Origin of the sequence: Streptomyces sp. R-07 (assembly GCF_049913175.1) — a bacterium.
Taxonomy (GTDB): Bacteria; Actinomycetota; Actinomycetes; order Streptomycetales; family Streptomycetaceae; genus Streptomyces.
The window spans coordinates 1,261,985-1,279,027 of record NZ_CP183978.1; the positions used below are offsets into that span (position 1 = coordinate 1,261,985).

Below are 17,043 nucleotides of genomic sequence, written 5' to 3' on the forward strand. Positions count from 1 at the left end.
CAGGGCCAGTGTGCCACGACCTTCGTGAGGCGATAGGCCCGGGCCCTGTGGGCTGGCTCACAGGCTGCCACAGTTGCCTTCTTTGGTCCAGACCTATTGACGCACTGGTCTAGTCCTCTTAATCTCCGTGTCACCTCCGAGGTAACGGTCCGTCGGCGTGCGCACTCCACGGCCCCAACACGTACCACCCCCTTGTTCGTTGCGTGTTTTCTTCCCCTCCCCGAGGAGGACCCGATCGTGCTGTCCCCCACGACCAAGAGAGCCTCGCTGCTCGCGTCCGGCGCGGCCGTCGCCGGGCTGCTGCTCGGCTCGCTCTCCGGCGGCGTCTCGTACGCGGCCGACAACGAGTCCTGTCGCCCCGACGGGCTCTACAAGACCCCGGGCGTCGACGTCCCGTACTGCTCGGTCTACGACACCGAGGGCCGCGAGAAGATGGGCGCGGACCACCAGCGCCGGGTCATCGGCTACTTCACCGGCTGGCGCACCGGCAAGAACGGCCAGCCCGCGTACCTGGCCAAGGACATCCCGTGGGACAAGATCACCCACATCAACTACGCCTTCGGCCACATCGGCGGCGACAACAAGCTCTCCGTGGGCACGGACGGCCCGGACAACGCCGCCACCGGGATGACCTGGCCCGGTGTGGCCGGCGCCGAGATGGACGCCGCGTACCCCTACAAGGGTCACTTCAACCTGCTCAACAAGTTCAAGAAGCAGCACCCGAACGTCAAGACGCTGATCTCGGTCGGCGGCTGGGCGGAGACCGGCGGCTACTTCGCGGACAACGGCGACCGGGTCGGCTCCGGCGGCTTCTACGCGATGGCCACCAACGCCGACGGTTCGGTCAACCAGGCCGGCATCGACACCTTCGCGAACTCGGCCGTCGACTTCATCCGCAAGTACGGGTTCAACGGCGTCGACATCGACTACGAGTACCCGACCACGATGAAGGACGCCGGCAACCCGCTCGACTGGCAGCTCGCCAACGCGCGCCGCGCCGGACTCGTGCAGGGCTACGCGGCCCTCATGAAGTCCCTGCGCGAGAAGCTGGACACGGCCGGCGCCGCCGATGGAAGGCACTACCTGCTGACCGTCGCCGCCCCCTCCTCCGGCTACCTGCTGCGCGGCATGGAGACCTTCCAGATGCAGAAGTACCTGGACTACGTCAACATCATGTCCTACGACCTGCACGGCGCCTGGAACGAGTACGTCGGCCCCAACGCCTCCCTCTTCGACGACGGCAAGGACGCCGAGCTCGCCGCCGCGAACGTCTACGGCTCCTCGCAGTACGGCTCCATCGGCTACCTCAACACCGACTGGGCCTACCACTACTTCCGCGGCTCGATGCCGGCCGGCCGCATCAACATCGGCCTGCCGTACTACACCCGCGGCCACAAGAACGTGCAGGGCGGCACCGACGGCCTGTGGGGCAAGGCCTCCGCGACCACCTGCCCGGCCGGAGCCGGCCTGACCAAGTGCGGCGACGGCGCCACCGGCATCGACAACCTCTGGCACGACAAGGACACCAACGGTGTCGAGTCGCCCGCCGGCTCCAACCCGATGTGGCACGCCAAGAACCTCGAGAAGGGGATCGTCGGCGACTACGTCACCCAGTACGGCTTCCCCGCGAACACCACGCTGACCGGCACCTACGCCCGCAAGTACGACTCGACCCTGGTCGCGCCGTGGCTGTGGAACGCCGAGAAGAAGGTCTTCCTCTCGACCGAGGACGAGCAGTCGGTGGCCGCGAAGGCCGACTACGTGGTGAACAAGGGCATCGGCGGCACGATGGTCTGGGAGATGGCCGGCGACTACGGCTGGAACGCGGCCAAGGGCCAGTACGAGATGGGCTCCACGCTCACCTCGCTGATGTACGACAAGTTCAAGGCGGCCACCCCGTACGGCGCGAAGAAGTCCAACGCGACCCTGCCGACCCAGGCCGTGAAGATCGACACCCAGTTCACCGAGTTCAAGCTGGGCGACTCGAACTACCCGATCACGCCGAAGATCAAGATCACCAACAACACGGCGACGACGCTGCCCGGTGGCACGGAGTTCCAGTTCGACTACGGCACCTCGGCCCCGGCCAACGCCTCCGACCAGTCCGGCTTCGGCACGAAGATCATCAGCAGCGACCACACGGGCTCGAACGTGGGCGGCCTGAAGGGCGACTTCCACCGCGTCTCCCTGAAGCTCCCGGCCTGGCAGTCGCTGGCCCCGGGCGCGACGGTCGACCTGGCCTTCAACTACTACCTGCCGGTGTCCACCCCCTCCAACTGGACGGTGAACATCAACGGCACGACGTACGCCCTCGCCGGTGACCTGGCGCGCGGCACGACGGTCGTGGAGCCGGGCACCACCACCCCGCCGACCACACCCCCGACCACGCCGCCCACCACCGCGCCGACGACTCCCCCGACCACGACTCCGACGACGCCGCCCACCACGGGCTGCACCGCCCCGGCGTACGTGGCCGGCACGATCTACAACGCGGGCAACGAGGTCTCCCACAAGGGCCACCAGTGGAAGGCCCAGTGGTGGACCCAGAACGAGGAGCCGGGCACGACCGGCGACTGGGGCGTCTGGAAGGACCTCGGCGCCTGCTGACGCGCCCCGTCCCATGACACCCGGCGGCGGACACTCACGGCCCTTGCCGCCGCCGGGCCCCACGCGCCGCGGCCCCCTGTCCGGGGCGCGGCGCGTTCGCGTTCACGTTCGCGTTCGCGTTCGCCAAGAGCGGCCAGATTTCTGCTGGTGGGGACGACGAACGCTGTGGTACGTCTGTTCGACGGCATGATCGCCATGCACGGGGGAGGGAAGTCGTGGCTGTCACGGTTCCGGACTGGGCCGACACACTGCTGGATCTGATCGGTGTGGCCTGGCCGAACGTCGACGAGGACGCGTACCGCGAGATGGCGGACGCGTTGCGGGAGTTCGCGGACGACCTGGAGGACGACGGTCAGCTCGCGAACAACCATTTCGAGCGCTTGTTGTCCTCGGGCCAGGGCGAGTCGATGGACGCGCTCAACGAGCACTGGTCCAAGGTCAAGTCCAAGCACATCAAGGACATCTCCGGTGCGGCCCGCACGATCGCGGGCGGTCTGGACACGGCGGCCGGCGCGATCGAGGGGATGAAGCTCGCGGCGCTGGTGCAGCTGGGGTATCTGGCCGCCGAGGCGGGTATCGCGATCTCGCTGATCCCGGTGACGTTCGGTCTGTCGTCGTTGATCGGTGCGGGGGCGATGCGGGCCACGCAGGAGGTGGTCAAGCGGCTGATCAAGGAGTGTGTGGAGGAGGCCGTCGGGTACGTCGTGTCGGCGATGACCGAGCCGGCGGTGGCGGCCCTGGAGGGCATGGCGGCGGACCTGGTGGTGCAGCTGGGCGCGGTGGCGCTCGGGCTGCAGGACGGGGTGGACCTCGACCAGACCAAGGGCGCGGGTACGGACGGTTTCAAGGACGGGGTGCAGTCCGGCAAGGAGGCCATGCACCTGGCCTCGGCCGGAGGCGGCGGGGGCTCCAAGGGCCCGGGTGGCGGCCTGAAGAACCTGCACATCGAGCATGCCGAGCACACCCACGCCTCCACCCAGCTGAACACCGTCAGCGTGAGCATCCACGGCAAGACGGCGGGCAAACTCACGAAGGCGAAGACCGCGCACGGCCGCACGCGGGGGCGTGACTCGATCGCCGACGCGATCGACCCGATCGCGGACAAGGCGATGGAGGCCCTGACCAAGGCCGCGAAGACGATGGGCGACCACGTCGGCCAGACGCTCCCGAAGGTCGTCAAGCAGATCTCGGTCGACCACAAGAACACCGACGACGACCTCCGTGACCGCTTCGCCCGCCAGCGCAAGGGCGACCACGACAACGACAGCGGCGGCGGAAAGGGCGGTGCGGGAAAGGGGCCGACGCCCGACCGCAAGCAGCCGGATTCCCCGCTGGGCGCCAAGGACGAGCCCCGGCGCAACGGCATCCCCCTCTCCAAGAAGACATGCGAGAACGACCCGGTCGATGTCGTCACCGGTGAGATGACCCTGCCGCAGACGGACCTGTCCCTGCCCGGCGTTCTCCCGCTGGTCCTCCGGCGCACCCATCTCTCGGAGTACCGCTACGGCCACTGGTTCGGGCGCAGCTGGGCCTCCACCCTCGACGAGCGCCTCGAACTCGACCCACGCGGCCACGGAGCGGTATGGACGCGCCAGGACGGCTCCGTCCTGGTCTATCCCCAGGTGCCCCTGCCGGAGGGCGAGCCCGTCCTCCCCCTGGAGGGACCTCGCCTCCCCCTCGCGCACGGCGGTCAGTACGAGGACGAGACGACGTACACCATCACCGACCCGCGCTCCGGCCTGACCCGCCACTTCGCCGGAAGCCCCTACCGCGCCTCCGCCGCCCACTGGCTCACGGCGATCGAGGACCGCCACCACAACCGTGTGACCTTCTCGCGCCGCCCCGACGGCGCCCCCGCCTCGGTCAGCCACGGGTGCGGCTACACCGTGCTCCTGACCACCGAGGCCGGGCGGGTCCGGGAGATGGCGCTGCGTACGCCGGAGGGCCCCGTCACGGTCATGTCCTACGCGTACGACAGTGCGGGGGACCTCACCTCGGTCACCGACTCCTCGGGGATCCCGCGCAGGTTCGGCTACGACGCCCACGGCCGGATCACGTCCTGGACCGATCGCACCGGTTCGACCTTCGGCTACGGGTACGACCCCGCGGGCCGGGTCGTCCGCACCGTCGGCCCGGACGGTTTCCTCTCGTCCACGTTCGCCTACGACCTCGCCGCCTCGGAGACCCGCTACACCGATTCCACCGGCGCGACCACCTCGTACCGGTACAACGAGCAGCTGCAGGTCGTCTCCGTGACCGATCCTCTCGGCCACACGGTCCGCCAGGCCTGGGACCGCTACGACCGCCTGCTCCTCCGCGTCGACGCCCTCGGCCGGACGACCCGGTACACCTACGACGACCGGGGCGACCTCGTCGGGATCACACACCCCGACGGATCCACGGCCACGGTCACGCGGGACGCCTCGCACCGGCTCACCTCCGTCACCGGGGCGGGCGGTTCCACCTGGCGCCAGGAGTACGACGAGGGCGGCAACCCGACCGTCTTCACCCGACCGGACGGCACCACGGTCCGGCACACGTACGACTCGTCCGGACACCTCACCGGCAGTGACGACGCACTGGGCTCCCTGGAGCGGGTGCGCTGTGACGCAGCGGGCCTGCCCCTCGCCGTCCGCACCCAGCTGGGCTCCGTCACCCGGTACCAGCGGGACGCCTTCGGGCGCCCGGTCCGGATCACCGACCCGCACGGCCGGACCACTGACCTGGAGTGGTCCGTCGAAGGCCGGCTGACCCGGCGCACCGATCCCGGCGGTTCGGAGCAGTCCTGGGTGTACGACGGCGAGGGCAACTGCGTACTCCACACCGACGGCGCCGGAGGCGAGACCCGCTTCGAGTACACCCACTTCGACCTGGTCGCGGCACGCACCGACCCCGACGGCGCCCGCCACACCTTCGCCTACGACACCGAGCTCCGGCTGATCGGAGTCACCGGTCCTCAGGGGCTGCGGTGGACCTACACCTACGACGCCGCCGGCCGCCTCGCGGCCGAGCGCGACTTCGACGGCCGCAGCCTGACCTACACCTACGACGCGCTGGGCCGGCTGACCTCACGTACCAACGGGGCGGGTCAGAGCGTCCGGTACGAGCGCGACCACGACGGGCGCGTGACGGTGAAGGACGCCGACGGTGCCGTCACCCGGTTCTCCTACGACGCGGCCGGCCGGATCACCCGCGCCGTCGGCCCGGACGTCGACCTGTCGTACGTGCGGGACGCAGCCGGCCGTGTCGTGGCGGAGGTCTGCAACGGCCGTGTGCTCGCCCACGCCTACGACGAGACCGGACGCCGGGTCCGCCGCACGACGCCCTCGGGCGCCGTGAGCACCATGTCCTACCCGCCGGACCACAGCGCGGTGCTCGACACCGCAGGGCACCGGCTCGTCTTCGAGTTCGACGAGGCCGGGCGCGAGACCGTGCGCCGCGTGGGCGGAACGCTCACCCTGGAGCACGCGTACGACGACGCCGGGCGCCTCACGGAGCAGCTGGTGCGCGGGCCGGGCAAGAGCGCCGTCCAGCGCCGCTCGTACACCTACCGCGCCGACGGGCACGCCACATCGGTCGACGAGCTCCTCGACGGCTCCCGGCGGTTCGAGCTCACCGGGGCGGGCCGGGTCACCGGTGTCACGGGAGCGGACTGGCACGAGCGGTACGTCTACGACGCGGCCGGGAACCAGACGGAGGCCCACTGGCCGCAGGACCGCGGTGCGTCGGGCCCCCGGGAATACGCGGGAACGCGCGTCCGGCGTGCCGGATCCGTCAGATACGAGCACGACGCCCAGGGGCGCGTGGTCCTCCGCCAGAAGACCCGCCTCTCGCACGGACGCGACACGTGGCGCTACGCCTGGGACGCCGAGGACCGCCTCACCGGCGTCACCGCTCCCGACGGTACGCGGTGGAGGTACGTGTACGACCCGCTCGGTCGTCGGATCGGCAAGCGACGTCTCGCCTCCGACGGCGATCGAGTGGTGGAGCAGACGGACTTCACCTGGGACGGGGACGTCCTCGTCGAACAGATGGTCAGGGACAGCGACTCCATGGAAGGCGTCGCCCTCACCTGGGAGCACGACGGGGTGAAGCCTGTCGCCCAGGTCGAGCGCAGGTTCCTCGGCCCCGAGGAGGTGGACCGCCGCTTCTTCGCCGTCGTGACCGATCTCGTCGGGACCCCGCGCGAACTCGTCGACAGCACGGGTGCGGTGGCCTGGCGCACGCGCACCACGCTGTGGGGCAGCACGTCCTGGAACCGCGATGCCACCGCCTATACCCCGCTGAGGTTCCCCGGCCAGTACTTCGACCCCGAATCGCAGCTGCACTACAACCGTCATCGCCACTACGACCCGGACGTGGGCCGATACGCCTCCCCGGATCCGCTCGGGCTGGCCCCCGCGCCCAATCCGACGGCCTACGTGGACAATCCGACCACGTGGATCGACCCTCTGGGTCTGGAGATGTGCCCGCACCGGGCGAGCGGCGAGCACCGGCACAGCGTGGTCCTGGGACCCAACCAGCCGCCACCGAACGGGCCTTCGAACAACCTGGCCCGATACCTGCGCAACGATCCGGACGACCCGGACTTCCACGACCCGGAGCGGCCGAGGGACCCGGGCGCACACACGTACAACGGGCAGCAGTACGCCGGAGGCGAGCCGCCCGACTGGATGACCAACGTCGCCGGTGCCATCAACGACCGTGGGACCACTCTGTCCATCACCCTGGACGGCATGCCGAACTCCCGGGGCGAGAACGGCAACTGGAACACCCCCGAGAGCATCGTGGAGGCGTTCCAGGAGGCCGCTCGGTTCGGTTCCCAGTTCAACATGCTGCACCGGGACAACTACCCGCCCGCGGGTGTGGGCGGGACCGCGTGGGAGATGAGCGTGGTCGCCCTCGCCGTCCGCAACTACGACGGAGCCGCCGCCTGGGGCGATCCGGAGGACGAGCGCCTGGGCCGCCCGTGGGAGGAGATCCACTGGTACTCGAACAACGAGAGAATAGAAGTGCCCAAGCCCGACATCCCCGAGATCCAGCCCGATCTCTCGATGCTGCCGAAGAAGAAGAGGTGAGATCCGCCGTGACGAACGACGAGCAGGACCGCGAGGCCGCCGAGGTGGTGGCCGCCCAGTGGCGTCGCCTCCTGGAGGACGACGGCGAACTCGTCGACCCCGCGACGGTCCGCGTGGCGCACGCGCAGCCCCGGTTGCGGCAGCTGTTCCCGGGCGTCAGTCACGGGGTCATGTTCTTCAGCCGGTGCACCGGCTTCCCTGCGGCGCAGGTCGGGGGCCAGGTGTACCCGAGACACGAGGGGCGGATCTGGGTCCGGGGCCCCCTCGGTGTGGGCACCCTGGGCGAGGTGGACACCCTGGAGGAGGCGTTCGCCCTGGTGGTGGGCAGTCTCCCGGAGGACTGCGGGCCCGCCGTGCTGGGGGACGCGAACGAGGTCCGGCGCCGGCAGGACGGCTGACCCTCCGGCCTGATCGACAGGACAGGCCCTACGGGAACAGCGCGTCCTGGGCCGCGTCCCGCGCCCTGAGGAGGGCGCCGCGGAGGACCGCCGCGTCGCCGAGGGCGGTCGCGCGGACCTCCGTGCGCAGCGGGGAGAGCGCCGCGAGTTCGGCCTCCACGCGCGCGGCGAGTCCGGCGCCGCCCTGGTGGCCGGTCTCCCCGGCGAGGACCACGCAGCCGGGGTCCAGGACGGAGACGACGGCGGCCGCGCCGACCGCGAGGCGGCGGGCGAGGTCGTCGAGGAAGGGGCCGTGGCCCGAGGCGAGCGCCTCGGCCGGGTCGAGGCCGTGGGCGGCGGCGAGGGTCCCGACGGCCGCCGCGCAGGCCAGCTCGTGGAAGCCGCCGTCGCAGCCGGTGGCCGAGGGGAGTCCGGAGGTGCCGGGGACCGGCAGGAAGCCGATCTCTCCGGCGCCGCCCGAGGCTCCCCGGCGGAGGCGGCCGTCGAGGACGACGGCGGCGCCGACGCCCTGGCCGAGCCAGAGGAGGACGAAGTCCTCGCGGTCGCGGGCCGCGCCCTCGCGGAGTTCGGCGACGGCGGCGAGGTTGGTCTCGTTCTCGACGAGGACGTGGGCGGGCAGCCGTTCCTGGAGGACGGCGACGAGCCGCCTGTGCCAGGCGGGCAGTCCCGAGGAGTCGCGCAGTTCGCCGGTGGCGGGGTCGATGAGCCCGGGGGCGCCGACGGCGACGCTGTGCAGCCGGTCGGCGCCCGCCTCCTTCACGGTCCGCTCCAGGAGGGTGACCGCCTTCTCGACGGCGGGTCCGGTGCCGTTGTCGTCGCCGACGGGGACGGAGGCCTCGGCGAGCGTGGTGCCGAGGAGGTCGGCGACGGTGACGGAGACCGAGCGGGTCCGGACGTCGAGGGCGGCGAGGTGGGCGCGGTCGGCGACGATCCCGTACAGCTTGGCGTTGGGGCCGCGGCGCTCGGCTCCGGCCTCGCCGACGACGTGGACGAGTCCGGACTCCTGGAGCCGCTCGACGAGGTCGGCGACGGTGGGCCGGGAGAGTCCGGTGAGGGTCTTCAGCTGAGTGGCCGTCAACGGGCCTTCGTCCTGGAGCAGTCGCAGGGCGAACCGGTCGTTGATGGCTCGTGCGGTGCTCGGGGATGCGGCCATGCGGCGATCCTCTCAGACCTGTGGGGAGCGGGGCTCCCTTCCACGGTCTATTTGTCAGGCAGGGTTCCTGATAGTTTACGCGGCACCACGAGCACACCCATGACCACCGGGAGGGCCCATGGCGGCGGAGACCGTCACCAGCACCGATCGCCTCCGGCGGGCGCGCTTCGCCGTCGCCGCCGTGTTCTGCGTCCACGGCTCGGTCACCGGGAGCTTCGCGACCCGGATCCCCTGGATCCAGGAGCACGCGGGCGTCAGCGCCGGGCAGCTCGGGCTCGCTCTCGCCTTCCCCGCGCTCGGCGCCTCCCTCGCGATGCCGCTCGCCGGGGCCGTCTCGCACCGCTTCGGCGCCCGCACGGCGCTCCGCGGCCTGCTCGCCCTGTGGACCCTCTCGCTCACCCTGCCCTCGCTCGCCCCGAACATCTGGGGGCTGTGCGGCGCGCTCTTCGTGTACGGGGCGACCGCGGGCATGTCCGACGTGGCGATGAACGCGCTCGGCGTCGAGACCGAGAACCGGCTCGGCAAGTCCATCATGTCGAGCCTGCACGGCATGTGGAGCGTGGGCGCCCTGCTCGGCTCCGCAGCCGGCACGGTCGCCGCCCACCTCGGCGGCGACGCCCGCCTGCACCACCTGGTCGCGGCCCTCGTGCTCACCGCGCTCGGCCTGGTCCTCTGCCAGGGCGTGCTCGACGTGCGCAGCTCCCCGGAGGAGGAGCCGCCGCCGCGCTTCTCGCTGCCGCCGAGGTCCGCGCTGATCATCGGCGCCATCGGCTTCTGCGGGGTCTTCGCGGAGGGCGCCAGTCTCGACTGGTCGGCCGTCTACCTCCGCGACGAACTGGGCAGCTCGGCGGGGCTCGCGGCCGCCTCCACGACCGCCTTCGCGCTGACGATGGCGGTGGCGCGGCTGGCCGGCGACCGGGTGGTGGACCGCTTCGGGGCGGTCCGTACGGTACGGGTCGGGGGCGCCGTCGCCACCCTCGGCGGGGTCCTGGTCGTCCTCGCCCCGCACGCCGCCGTCGCGATGGCCGGATTCGGTCTGATCGGCCTCGGGATCGCGGTCGTCGTCCCGCTGGCCTTCGCCGCGGCCGGGCGCAGCGGCCCGAACCCGAGCCAGGCCATCGCGGGCGTCGCCACCATCACGTACACCTCGGGTCTCATCGCTCCCTCGGCGATCGGCGGCATCGCCGACGCGACCTCCCTGGTCTTCTCGTTCGGCCTGGTCACCCTGCTGACCCTGGGGCTGGTCCTCGGCGCGGGCGTCCTCAGGACCGGCGGGCGGGAGGCGGCGTCGGCGACACCCGCGCCCGCGAAGAGCGCCGGTCCGGTCGGGTAGCCCCCTGGGGGTGTCCTGCCTGATCGGCAGGGCACCCCCAGGGCTCGACGTCTCGAAGTCCCAGGTCCGGCGGCGGCGCATACCGCGCATACCATGTGGCTGATCTTTTGCGGTCGCGACACGGCCGCCGGAACCGGAGAACGGGAGCGACCTCATGAACCTCGGCGTGCGCTGGACCCTGCACGGCGACGGGAGAACACCGGCTCCGGGAGCCGTCGTCCGCCCGGACGAACGGCTCTCCTGGCCCCGTACCGTCGGCCTGGGCGCCCAGCACGTCGTCGCGATGTTCGGGGCGTCGTTCGTCGCCCCGGTGCTCATGGGGCTGGACCCGAACCTCGCGATCATGATGTCCGGCGTCGCCACCGCGATCTTCCTGCTCGCGACCCGCGGCACCGTCCCGTCCTACCTGGGCTGCTCGCTCTCCTTCGTCGGCGTCGCCGCCGCCATCCGGGCCTCCGGCGGCACCAGCGCCACCGTGACCGGCGCGGTCCTCGTGGTCGGCGCGGTGCTCTTCCTGGCCGGTCTGGCCGTACGGAAGTTCGGCGCGCGGATCATCCACGCGGCGATGCCGCCGATCGTGACCGGCGCCGTCGTCATGCTGATCGGCTTCAACCTGGCGCCGGTGACCGCGTCGACGTACTGGCCGCAGGACCAGTGGACGGCCCTGCTCGTGATGCTGTTCACCGGCCTGGCCGTGGTCTGTCTGCGCGGCTTCTGGTCCCGGATCGCGATCTTCCTCGGCCTGGTCTTCGGCTACGGGATCTCCTGGGTCTTCGACCTCGTCTTCGGCAGGATCCACTCGATGTCCCCGGGCGGCCAGGTCACCGACCACTGGCGGCTCGACCTCTCCGGCGTCGCACAGGCCGACTGGATCGGCCTGCCGTCCTTCCACGGCCCGAGCTTCGAGTGGTCCGCGATCCTCGTCGCGCTGCCCGTGGTCATCGCCCTGATCGCGGAGAACGCCGGGCACGTCAAGGCCGTCGGCGAGATGACCGGCGCCGACCTGGACGACCAGCTCGGCACCGCGATCGCCGCCGACGGCGCCGCCTCGATGCTGTCGACGGCCGTGGGCGGACCGCCGAACACCACGTACTCCGAGAACATCGGCGTCATGGCCGCCACCCGGGTCTACTCGACCGCCGCGTACTGGGCCGCCGCCGGCTTCGCGCTGCTCTTCGGCCTCTGCCCGAAGTTCGGCGCGATCGTCGCCGCGATCCCCGGCGGCGTCCTCGGCGGCATCACCGTGATCCTGTACGGCATGATCGGCCTGCTCGGCGCCCAGATCTGGATCAACGCCAAGGTCGATCTGCGCAACCCGCTCAACCTGGTCCCGGCCGCCGCCGGCATCATCATCGGCGTCGGCGGTGTGAAGCTGACCTTCACCGACACCTTCGAGCTGGGCGGCATCGCGCTCGGCACGATCGTCGTCATCACCGGCTACCACGTGCTGCGGGCCTTCGCCCCGGCCCACCTCAAGACGCAGGAACCGCTCCTGGACGCCGGCACCAGCTCGTACGAGACGAACGCGGAGAACGTGTCGAAGAACTGAGTGATTCGCCCGTTCTGGGTAAGCCGGGCCCGAGGAGTTCCCTCCCGGGCCCGGCGGCTGGGAGCCTGCCCCCATGGCGCAGACCCAGCAGATCGGGCAGCAGATCGGACCGCGACTCGGCCAGTTCGTGGCGGTCGACCCCGTGGTGGACCGGATGCGGGCGCTCCGCTCGGCCTGGCATCCGGCCGACGGCGTCGCCGTCTTCAACCGGGTCTATCTGACGGTCACCGAGGAGATCGGCCACGCCATCGAGGCGGGCACCTTCGCCGACCGACGGGCCGCGAGCACCCTCGACGTACGGTTCGCCGAGCGCTATCTCGCGGCGGTCGACGCCCTCACCACCGGCCGCCCCGCCCCCGCCTGCTGGCGGCCCCTCTTCCACTACCGGCGCCATCCCGGCGTACGGCCGCTGCAGTTCGCGCTCGCCGGGATCAACGCCCACATCGGCCACGACCTGGCGCTCGCCGTGGTCGACGCCTGCCGGACCCTGGAGTGCGCGCCGGCCGACCTGGAGGACGAGTTCGACCGGGTCGGCGACATCCTCGTCCTCCTGGAGGAGCGCATCCGGGAGGAACTGATGCCGGGCCCGGACCTCCTGGAGATCGCGGACCCGCTCACGCATCTGCTCGGCTGCTGGAGCCTGGACCGGGCCAGGGACGGCGCCTGGCTCGCCGCGCGCTCGCTCTGGCAGCTGCGCGGCCTGCCCGAGCTCGCCGGTGAGTTCACCGAGCGCCTCGACCGGTCGGTGGGCCTGGTGGGGCGGATGCTGCTCACCCCACTCGCACGCCCCTAGGGAATCAGTCCTCCGGCAGCTCGACCGGGGCGATCTCGTCGTACACGTCGCCCGGACCCGGGTTGGTGCCGTCGGTGCCGCCGCCGAAGTGGTGCATGACGCCCCAGACGGCGTTGAGCGCCGTCTGCACCGCGCCCTCGGCCCAGCCGGCCGTCCAGGAGATGTCGTCGCCGGCGAGGAAGATGCCCCGCTTGTCCTCCGGCAGGCTGTCCTGCATGAAGTGCGTGAACAGGCGGCGCTGGTAGCGGTAGTGGCCGGGCAGGTTCGCCTTGAACGCGCCCATGAAGAAGGGCTCGTTCTCCCAGGAGACCGTCACCGGGTTGCCGATGATGTGCTTCCGGATGTCGACCTTCGGGTAGATCTCGCCGAGCGACTTCAGCATGACCTCCATCCGCTCGTTCGCCGAGAGCGGCAGCCACTTCAGGCTGTCGTCGCACCAGGTGTACGAGAGGCAGATGACGGCCGGCTTGTCCGGGCCCTCGTCCAGGAGGTAGGTGCCGCGGGTCATCCGGTCGGTCAGCGTCATCGACATGACGTCCCGGCCGGTCTCCTCGTCCTTGTCCAGCCAGAAGGGCCGGTCGACGGGCACGAAGAGCTTCGAGGACTCCATGTAGTGGGTGCGCTCGATCGCCGTCCAGTGGTCGATCGGGAAGAGCGAGTCGTCGCAGGCGATCTTGGACAGCAGCATCCAGGACTGGGCGGTGAAGATCGCCGCCTGGTACGTACGGATGTCGCCGGAGGCGTCGGTGACCGTGATCCGGTTGCCGGCGGTCCGGTTGAGCCGCGTCACGGCCGGCTTCGGGGTGCCCTCGTGCAGGGAGCTGAGCGAGGTGCCCTGCGCCCAGTGGACGATCTTCTCCGGCTCGCGCTCCCAGAGGCGGAGCGGCAGCTGCTGCGAGCCGCCCACGATGCCGCGGTGGTGGTCGTCGGCCTCGGTGTAGACGACGCGGAGGATCTCCAGGATGGAGTTGGGGAAGTCGGTGTCCCAGCCGCCGGTGCCGAAGCCGACCTGGCCGAAGATCTCGCGGTGCCGGAAGGACTTGAAGGCCTCGGACTCGCAGAGGAAGCCGTAGAAGGTCTGGTTGTCGAGCTTCTCGACGAGCTTCGACCAGATCTCGCGGATGCGCGGGACGTCGCGCTCGCGCATGGCCTGGTTCATGTCGGAGAAGTCGGCGCCCTCGTCGAGACAGGCGTTCCACGCGTTCATCACGTCGCGGTAGACCTGCGGCAGGTCGTCGACGGTGGTGGCGTAGTGCGACTCGCCCTTGAGGTCGACGACGGTCGAGGGGGTCGACTCGGCCAGCGGGTTCGGGAAGGGCTTCGTCTCCAGGCCGACCAGGTCGATGTAGTGCTGGAGCGCGGTCGAGGAGGGCGGGAAGCGCATGGCGCCCATCTCGGCGGTGAGGCCCTCGGTGCCGGTGCCCTCGAAGCCCACGGTGCGCAGCCGGCCGCCGATCTCGTCGGCCTCGTAGACGACGGGCTTGAGGCCCATCTTCATCAGCTCGTACGCGGCGATGATGCCGGAGAGCCCTCCGCCGATGACGGCGACCTCGGTGCCGTGCTCGGTGGCCGGTATCTGGCCGAGCCCGGCCGGGTGGGCCAGGAAGTCGTCGTAGGCGTACGGGAAGTCCGGACCGAACATGGTGATCGGCGGCTGGCCGTCGCTGTGCGGGACGGCGGTCGTGGGCACCGTGGACGTCATGGGGTACGGACTCCTTGCACGGAAAAAGGTGAGGCGGGGAGGTGAGTGGGGCGGCGGCTCAGACGAGGGAGCCGTAGAGGCCCGGGCGCCGGTCGCGGAGGTAGGGGTTCTCCTCGCGGGAGGCCGCGAGGAAGGCCGGGTCGACGTCGCCGATGACGAGCTCCTCGCCGCGCCCGGCACGGGCCCGGGCGGTGCCGTCGGGGCCGGCCAGGGTGGAGAGGCCGACGAACTCGAAGGCGCCCTCGGGGCCGGTCCGGTTGGCGTACGCGATGTAGAGCTGGTTCTCGAAGGCGCGGACCGGCACCACGGAGAGGGGCACGATCTCGGCGGGGTGCATGAGCGCGGTCGGTACGAGGAGGAGCTCGGTGCCGGCCAGCGCGTGGGCCCGCACGTTCTCCGGGAACTCGACGTCGTAGCAGATCATCATGCCGACGGTGAGCCCGTCGAGCTCCGCCTGGACGACCGCCCGGTCGCCGGGGGTGAACCACTTCAGCTCGAAGTCCCCGAAGAGGTGCGTCTTGCGGTACCGCGCGAGCGGGACGCCGTCGGCGCCGATGAGCTGCGCGGAGTTGTACAGGACGCCGTGCCGCTCGGTGTCCCGCTCCGGGTAGCCGTAGCCGACGGCCAGGCCGTGGCGCACGGCGATGGCCGCGACGGCGCGGGCGGAGGGGCCGTCGGCCGGCTCGGCCAGGCGCGCCATGTCGGCGCCGATGGCGTAGCCGGTCAGGAACAGCTCGGGGGCGAGCAGCACGCCCGCTCCGGCCTCCGCGGCGCGCGCGGCGGCCTCGTCGAGGATCTTGAGGTTGGCGGCCACGTCACCGAGCTCGCCGGAGCTCTGGAGCAGGGCGGTGCGCAGCGCGGGCATGGGCGATCCTCGGCGGTCGAAAGTACAAGGGGAAGACGTCAAAAACGGTACGGTTTCGCGCTCCGTCGGGACAAGGCGGCAGCGTTGCGGACCGACCGTCGAACCGTTGCGCGATCGGCCATCGGGGCGTCGATTCGTTGCGTACGGCTCCTACCGGGGTCGTACGGCTCCCCCGCCACGCGGCGGAGACGAGGACCGTTCTGTGGCGCGACGCCCGCGCGCGGCCAGGGCGGAAGAGTGGTGGTCGTCCGGAAGACCTGCCGGACGACCTGCCGAAGGGGACCACGATGAACCGCCGTACGAAGATCGTCGCCGTAGCAGCCGCCGTTCTGCTCACCCTGGGGGCCGGGGGTGTCGCCGTCGCCTCGGGGGGAAACGACGGGCACGGGAACCACGGGGTCCGGGAGGCGGCCGCGCTGACCGGCACGGCCAAGCTGTACCGCCCGGCCGGGGACGACATCACGTTCTCCTTCGACGCGCATCTGGCGGCGAAGGACAACAAGGATCCGCAGGCCGCGACCGGCACCTTCCGCTTCAGCCACTACAAGGACGGAAAGGGCGGGTACGCGGTGGCGAAGGTCGACTGCCTCACCACGGGCGGCAAGGTGGCCGTGGTGACGGGCAAGGTGATCGAGACCGACGTGGACGCCTTCCGGAACAAGCGGGTCGGCGTCTCGGTGCACGACGACGGCAAGCGCGACCGGCTGGGTTACAGCTGGGTCGGGCGCGACACGAACCTGGAGGTCCCGCCGTGCCTGAGCGCGGCGCCCTTCGAGAAGGTGCTGCCCGGCACCGGTGACTTCACGGTGCTGCCCTGGCAGGTCGACTACCCGACCGAGTAGACCGCCCCACGGGGGTGGGCGGGCGAGGGGGTGTCTTGTCGGTCAGGCCGGATCAGGGAGCACCGTCCGGTGCCGTGCCTCGCAAGGCGGAGGAGGGAGGCAACGCGGTGGGGGCGCCTCCCAGCGGTAGCTGGGGGACGTTGTCGACCGACGACAACGCGGCGAGGCGCGGTGCCAGACGCCGCGAGCCCGGCCTGATCGGCAAGACACCCCCGAGGGGCGGTGCGGGAACCACGGCCCGCACCGCCCCGGCCGCACACCCTTACGCCGGCGAGCCCGAGGAGAAGCGCCGCAGGAGCGGCGAGAGCACCAGGACGGACTTGGTGCGCTCCACGAAGGGCTCGCCCGCGATGCGTTCCAGGACGCGCTCGAAGTGGCGCATGTCCGAGGCGAAGACCTGGACGACGGCGTCCGCGTCACCGGTGACGGTCGACGCGGACACCACCTCGGGGTACCGCTCCAGACCTCGCCGGATGTCGTCCGGCGAGGTGTTGTGGCGGCAGTAGATCTCGACGAAGCCCTCGGTCTCCCAGCCGAGCGCCGCCGGGTCCACCCGTACGGTGAAGCCGGTGATGGCACCCTCGGCCCGGAGCCGGTCCACGCGCCGTTTCACGGCGGGTGCGGAGAGTCCGACGAGCGAGCCGATGTCGGCGTAGCTGCGGCGGGCGTCTTCCGCGAGGGCGTGGACGATGCGTTCGTCGAGGTCGTTGAGTCGCACTACGG

General features: G+C 71.1%; 11 protein-coding genes. 7 read left to right on the top strand and 4 right to left on the bottom strand.

The genetic code is table 11. The features are described from left to right. Positions 1-237: 237 nt before the first annotated feature. The 3 genes from ACN9M0_RS05605 to ACN9M0_RS05615 all read left to right on the top strand — a co-directional run bounded on the left by ACN9M0_RS05605 (position 238) and on the right by ACN9M0_RS05615 (position 8,083). Entirely contained in the window at positions 238-2,607 is a 2,370-nt protein-coding gene (locus ACN9M0_RS05605) for a chitinase C-terminal domain-containing protein (RefSeq protein WP_426403227.1), read from the top strand. Between the two features lie 215 nt (positions 2,608-2,822). Next, entirely contained in the window at positions 2,823-7,685 is a 4,863-nt protein-coding gene (locus tag ACN9M0_RS05610) for a DUF6531 domain-containing protein (RefSeq protein WP_426403228.1), read from the top strand. 8 nt (positions 7,686-7,693) lie between these two features. Beyond that, the gene (locus ACN9M0_RS05615) at positions 7,694-8,083 is read left to right on the top strand and encodes a DUF6193 family natural product biosynthesis protein (RefSeq protein WP_366042261.1); all 390 of its coding nucleotides are present in this window, start codon (positions 7,694-7,696) and stop codon (positions 8,081-8,083) included. A gap of 28 nt (positions 8,084-8,111) precedes the next feature. Here the strand turns inward: ACN9M0_RS05615 and ACN9M0_RS05620 are convergent, their stop codons facing one another. Further along, positions 8,112-9,236, bottom strand: a complete 1,125-nt coding sequence (locus ACN9M0_RS05620) for an ROK family transcriptional regulator (protein ID WP_366042260.1) — start codon at positions 9,234-9,236, stop codon at positions 8,112-8,114. Positions 9,237-9,354: 118 nt separating this feature from the next. Between ACN9M0_RS05620 and ACN9M0_RS05625 the strand changes: the two genes are divergently transcribed. From ACN9M0_RS05625 to ACN9M0_RS05635, 3 genes are all read left to right on the top strand, one after another. Beyond that, a complete protein-coding gene (locus ACN9M0_RS05625; RefSeq protein ID WP_366042259.1) occupies positions 9,355-10,569 on the top strand; it encodes an MFS transporter in 1,215 nt (404 codons plus the stop codon). A gap of 154 nt (positions 10,570-10,723) precedes the next feature. Further along, entirely contained in the window at positions 10,724-12,118 is a 1,395-nt protein-coding gene (locus ACN9M0_RS05630; protein ID WP_426403229.1) for a uracil-xanthine permease family protein, read from the top strand. Between the two features lie 73 nt (positions 12,119-12,191). Then, entirely contained in the window at positions 12,192-12,911 is a 720-nt protein-coding gene (locus ACN9M0_RS05635) for a DUF5995 family protein (RefSeq protein WP_366042257.1), read from the top strand. Between the two features lie 4 nt (positions 12,912-12,915). On the opposite strand, the gene ACN9M0_RS05640 is transcribed toward ACN9M0_RS05635, so the two are convergent. Both ACN9M0_RS05640 and ACN9M0_RS05645 read right to left on the bottom strand, forming a co-directional pair. Next, positions 12,916-14,613 carry a flavin monoamine oxidase family protein gene (locus tag ACN9M0_RS05640; protein ID WP_366042256.1) on the bottom strand — a complete coding sequence of 566 codons (1,698 nt, stop codon included), beginning with the start codon at positions 14,611-14,613 and terminating at the stop codon, positions 12,916-12,918. 58 nt (positions 14,614-14,671) lie between these two features. Further along, positions 14,672-15,478: a carbon-nitrogen hydrolase family protein gene (locus ACN9M0_RS05645; RefSeq protein ID WP_366042255.1), complete on the bottom strand. Its 807-nt coding sequence runs from the start codon at positions 15,476-15,478 to the stop codon at positions 14,672-14,674. 287 nt (positions 15,479-15,765) lie between these two features. Here ACN9M0_RS05645 and ACN9M0_RS05650 point away from each other — a divergent pair, with 287 nt between their 5' ends. Then, entirely contained in the window at positions 15,766-16,320 is a 555-nt protein-coding gene (locus ACN9M0_RS05650; protein ID WP_426403230.1) for a Repetin, read from the top strand. 262 nt (positions 16,321-16,582) lie between these two features. Here ACN9M0_RS05650 and ACN9M0_RS05655 read toward each other — a convergent pair whose 3' ends face one another. Further along, positions 16,583-17,038 (bottom strand): Lrp/AsnC family transcriptional regulator, encoded by a 456-nt coding sequence (locus ACN9M0_RS05655; protein WP_015032260.1) that lies wholly within the window; start codon positions 17,036-17,038, stop codon positions 16,583-16,585. Positions 17,039-17,043: the final 5 nt, after the last annotated feature.

Bases quoted from the DNA above. Each gene is read 5' to 3' on its own strand.
- ACN9M0_RS05620 (WP_366042260.1), bottom strand. From the start codon at position 9,236: ATGGCCGCATCCCCGAGCACCGCACGAGCCATCAACGACCGGTTCGCC.
- ACN9M0_RS05625 (WP_366042259.1), top strand. From the start codon at position 9,355: ATGGCGGCGGAGACCGTCACCAGCACCGATCGCCTCCGGCGGGCGCGC.
- ACN9M0_RS05630 (WP_426403229.1), top strand. From the start codon at position 10,724: ATGAACCTCGGCGTGCGCTGGACCCTGCACGGCGACGGGAGAACACCG.
- ACN9M0_RS05635 (WP_366042257.1), top strand. From the start codon at position 12,192: ATGGCGCAGACCCAGCAGATCGGGCAGCAGATCGGACCGCGACTCGGC.
- ACN9M0_RS05640 (WP_366042256.1), bottom strand. From the start codon at position 14,613: ATGACGTCCACGGTGCCCACGACCGCCGTCCCGCACAGCGACGGCCAG.
- ACN9M0_RS05645 (WP_366042255.1), bottom strand. From the start codon at position 15,478: ATGCCCGCGCTGCGCACCGCCCTGCTCCAGAGCTCCGGCGAGCTCGGT.
- ACN9M0_RS05650 (WP_426403230.1), top strand. From the start codon at position 15,766: ATGAACCGCCGTACGAAGATCGTCGCCGTAGCAGCCGCCGTTCTGCTC.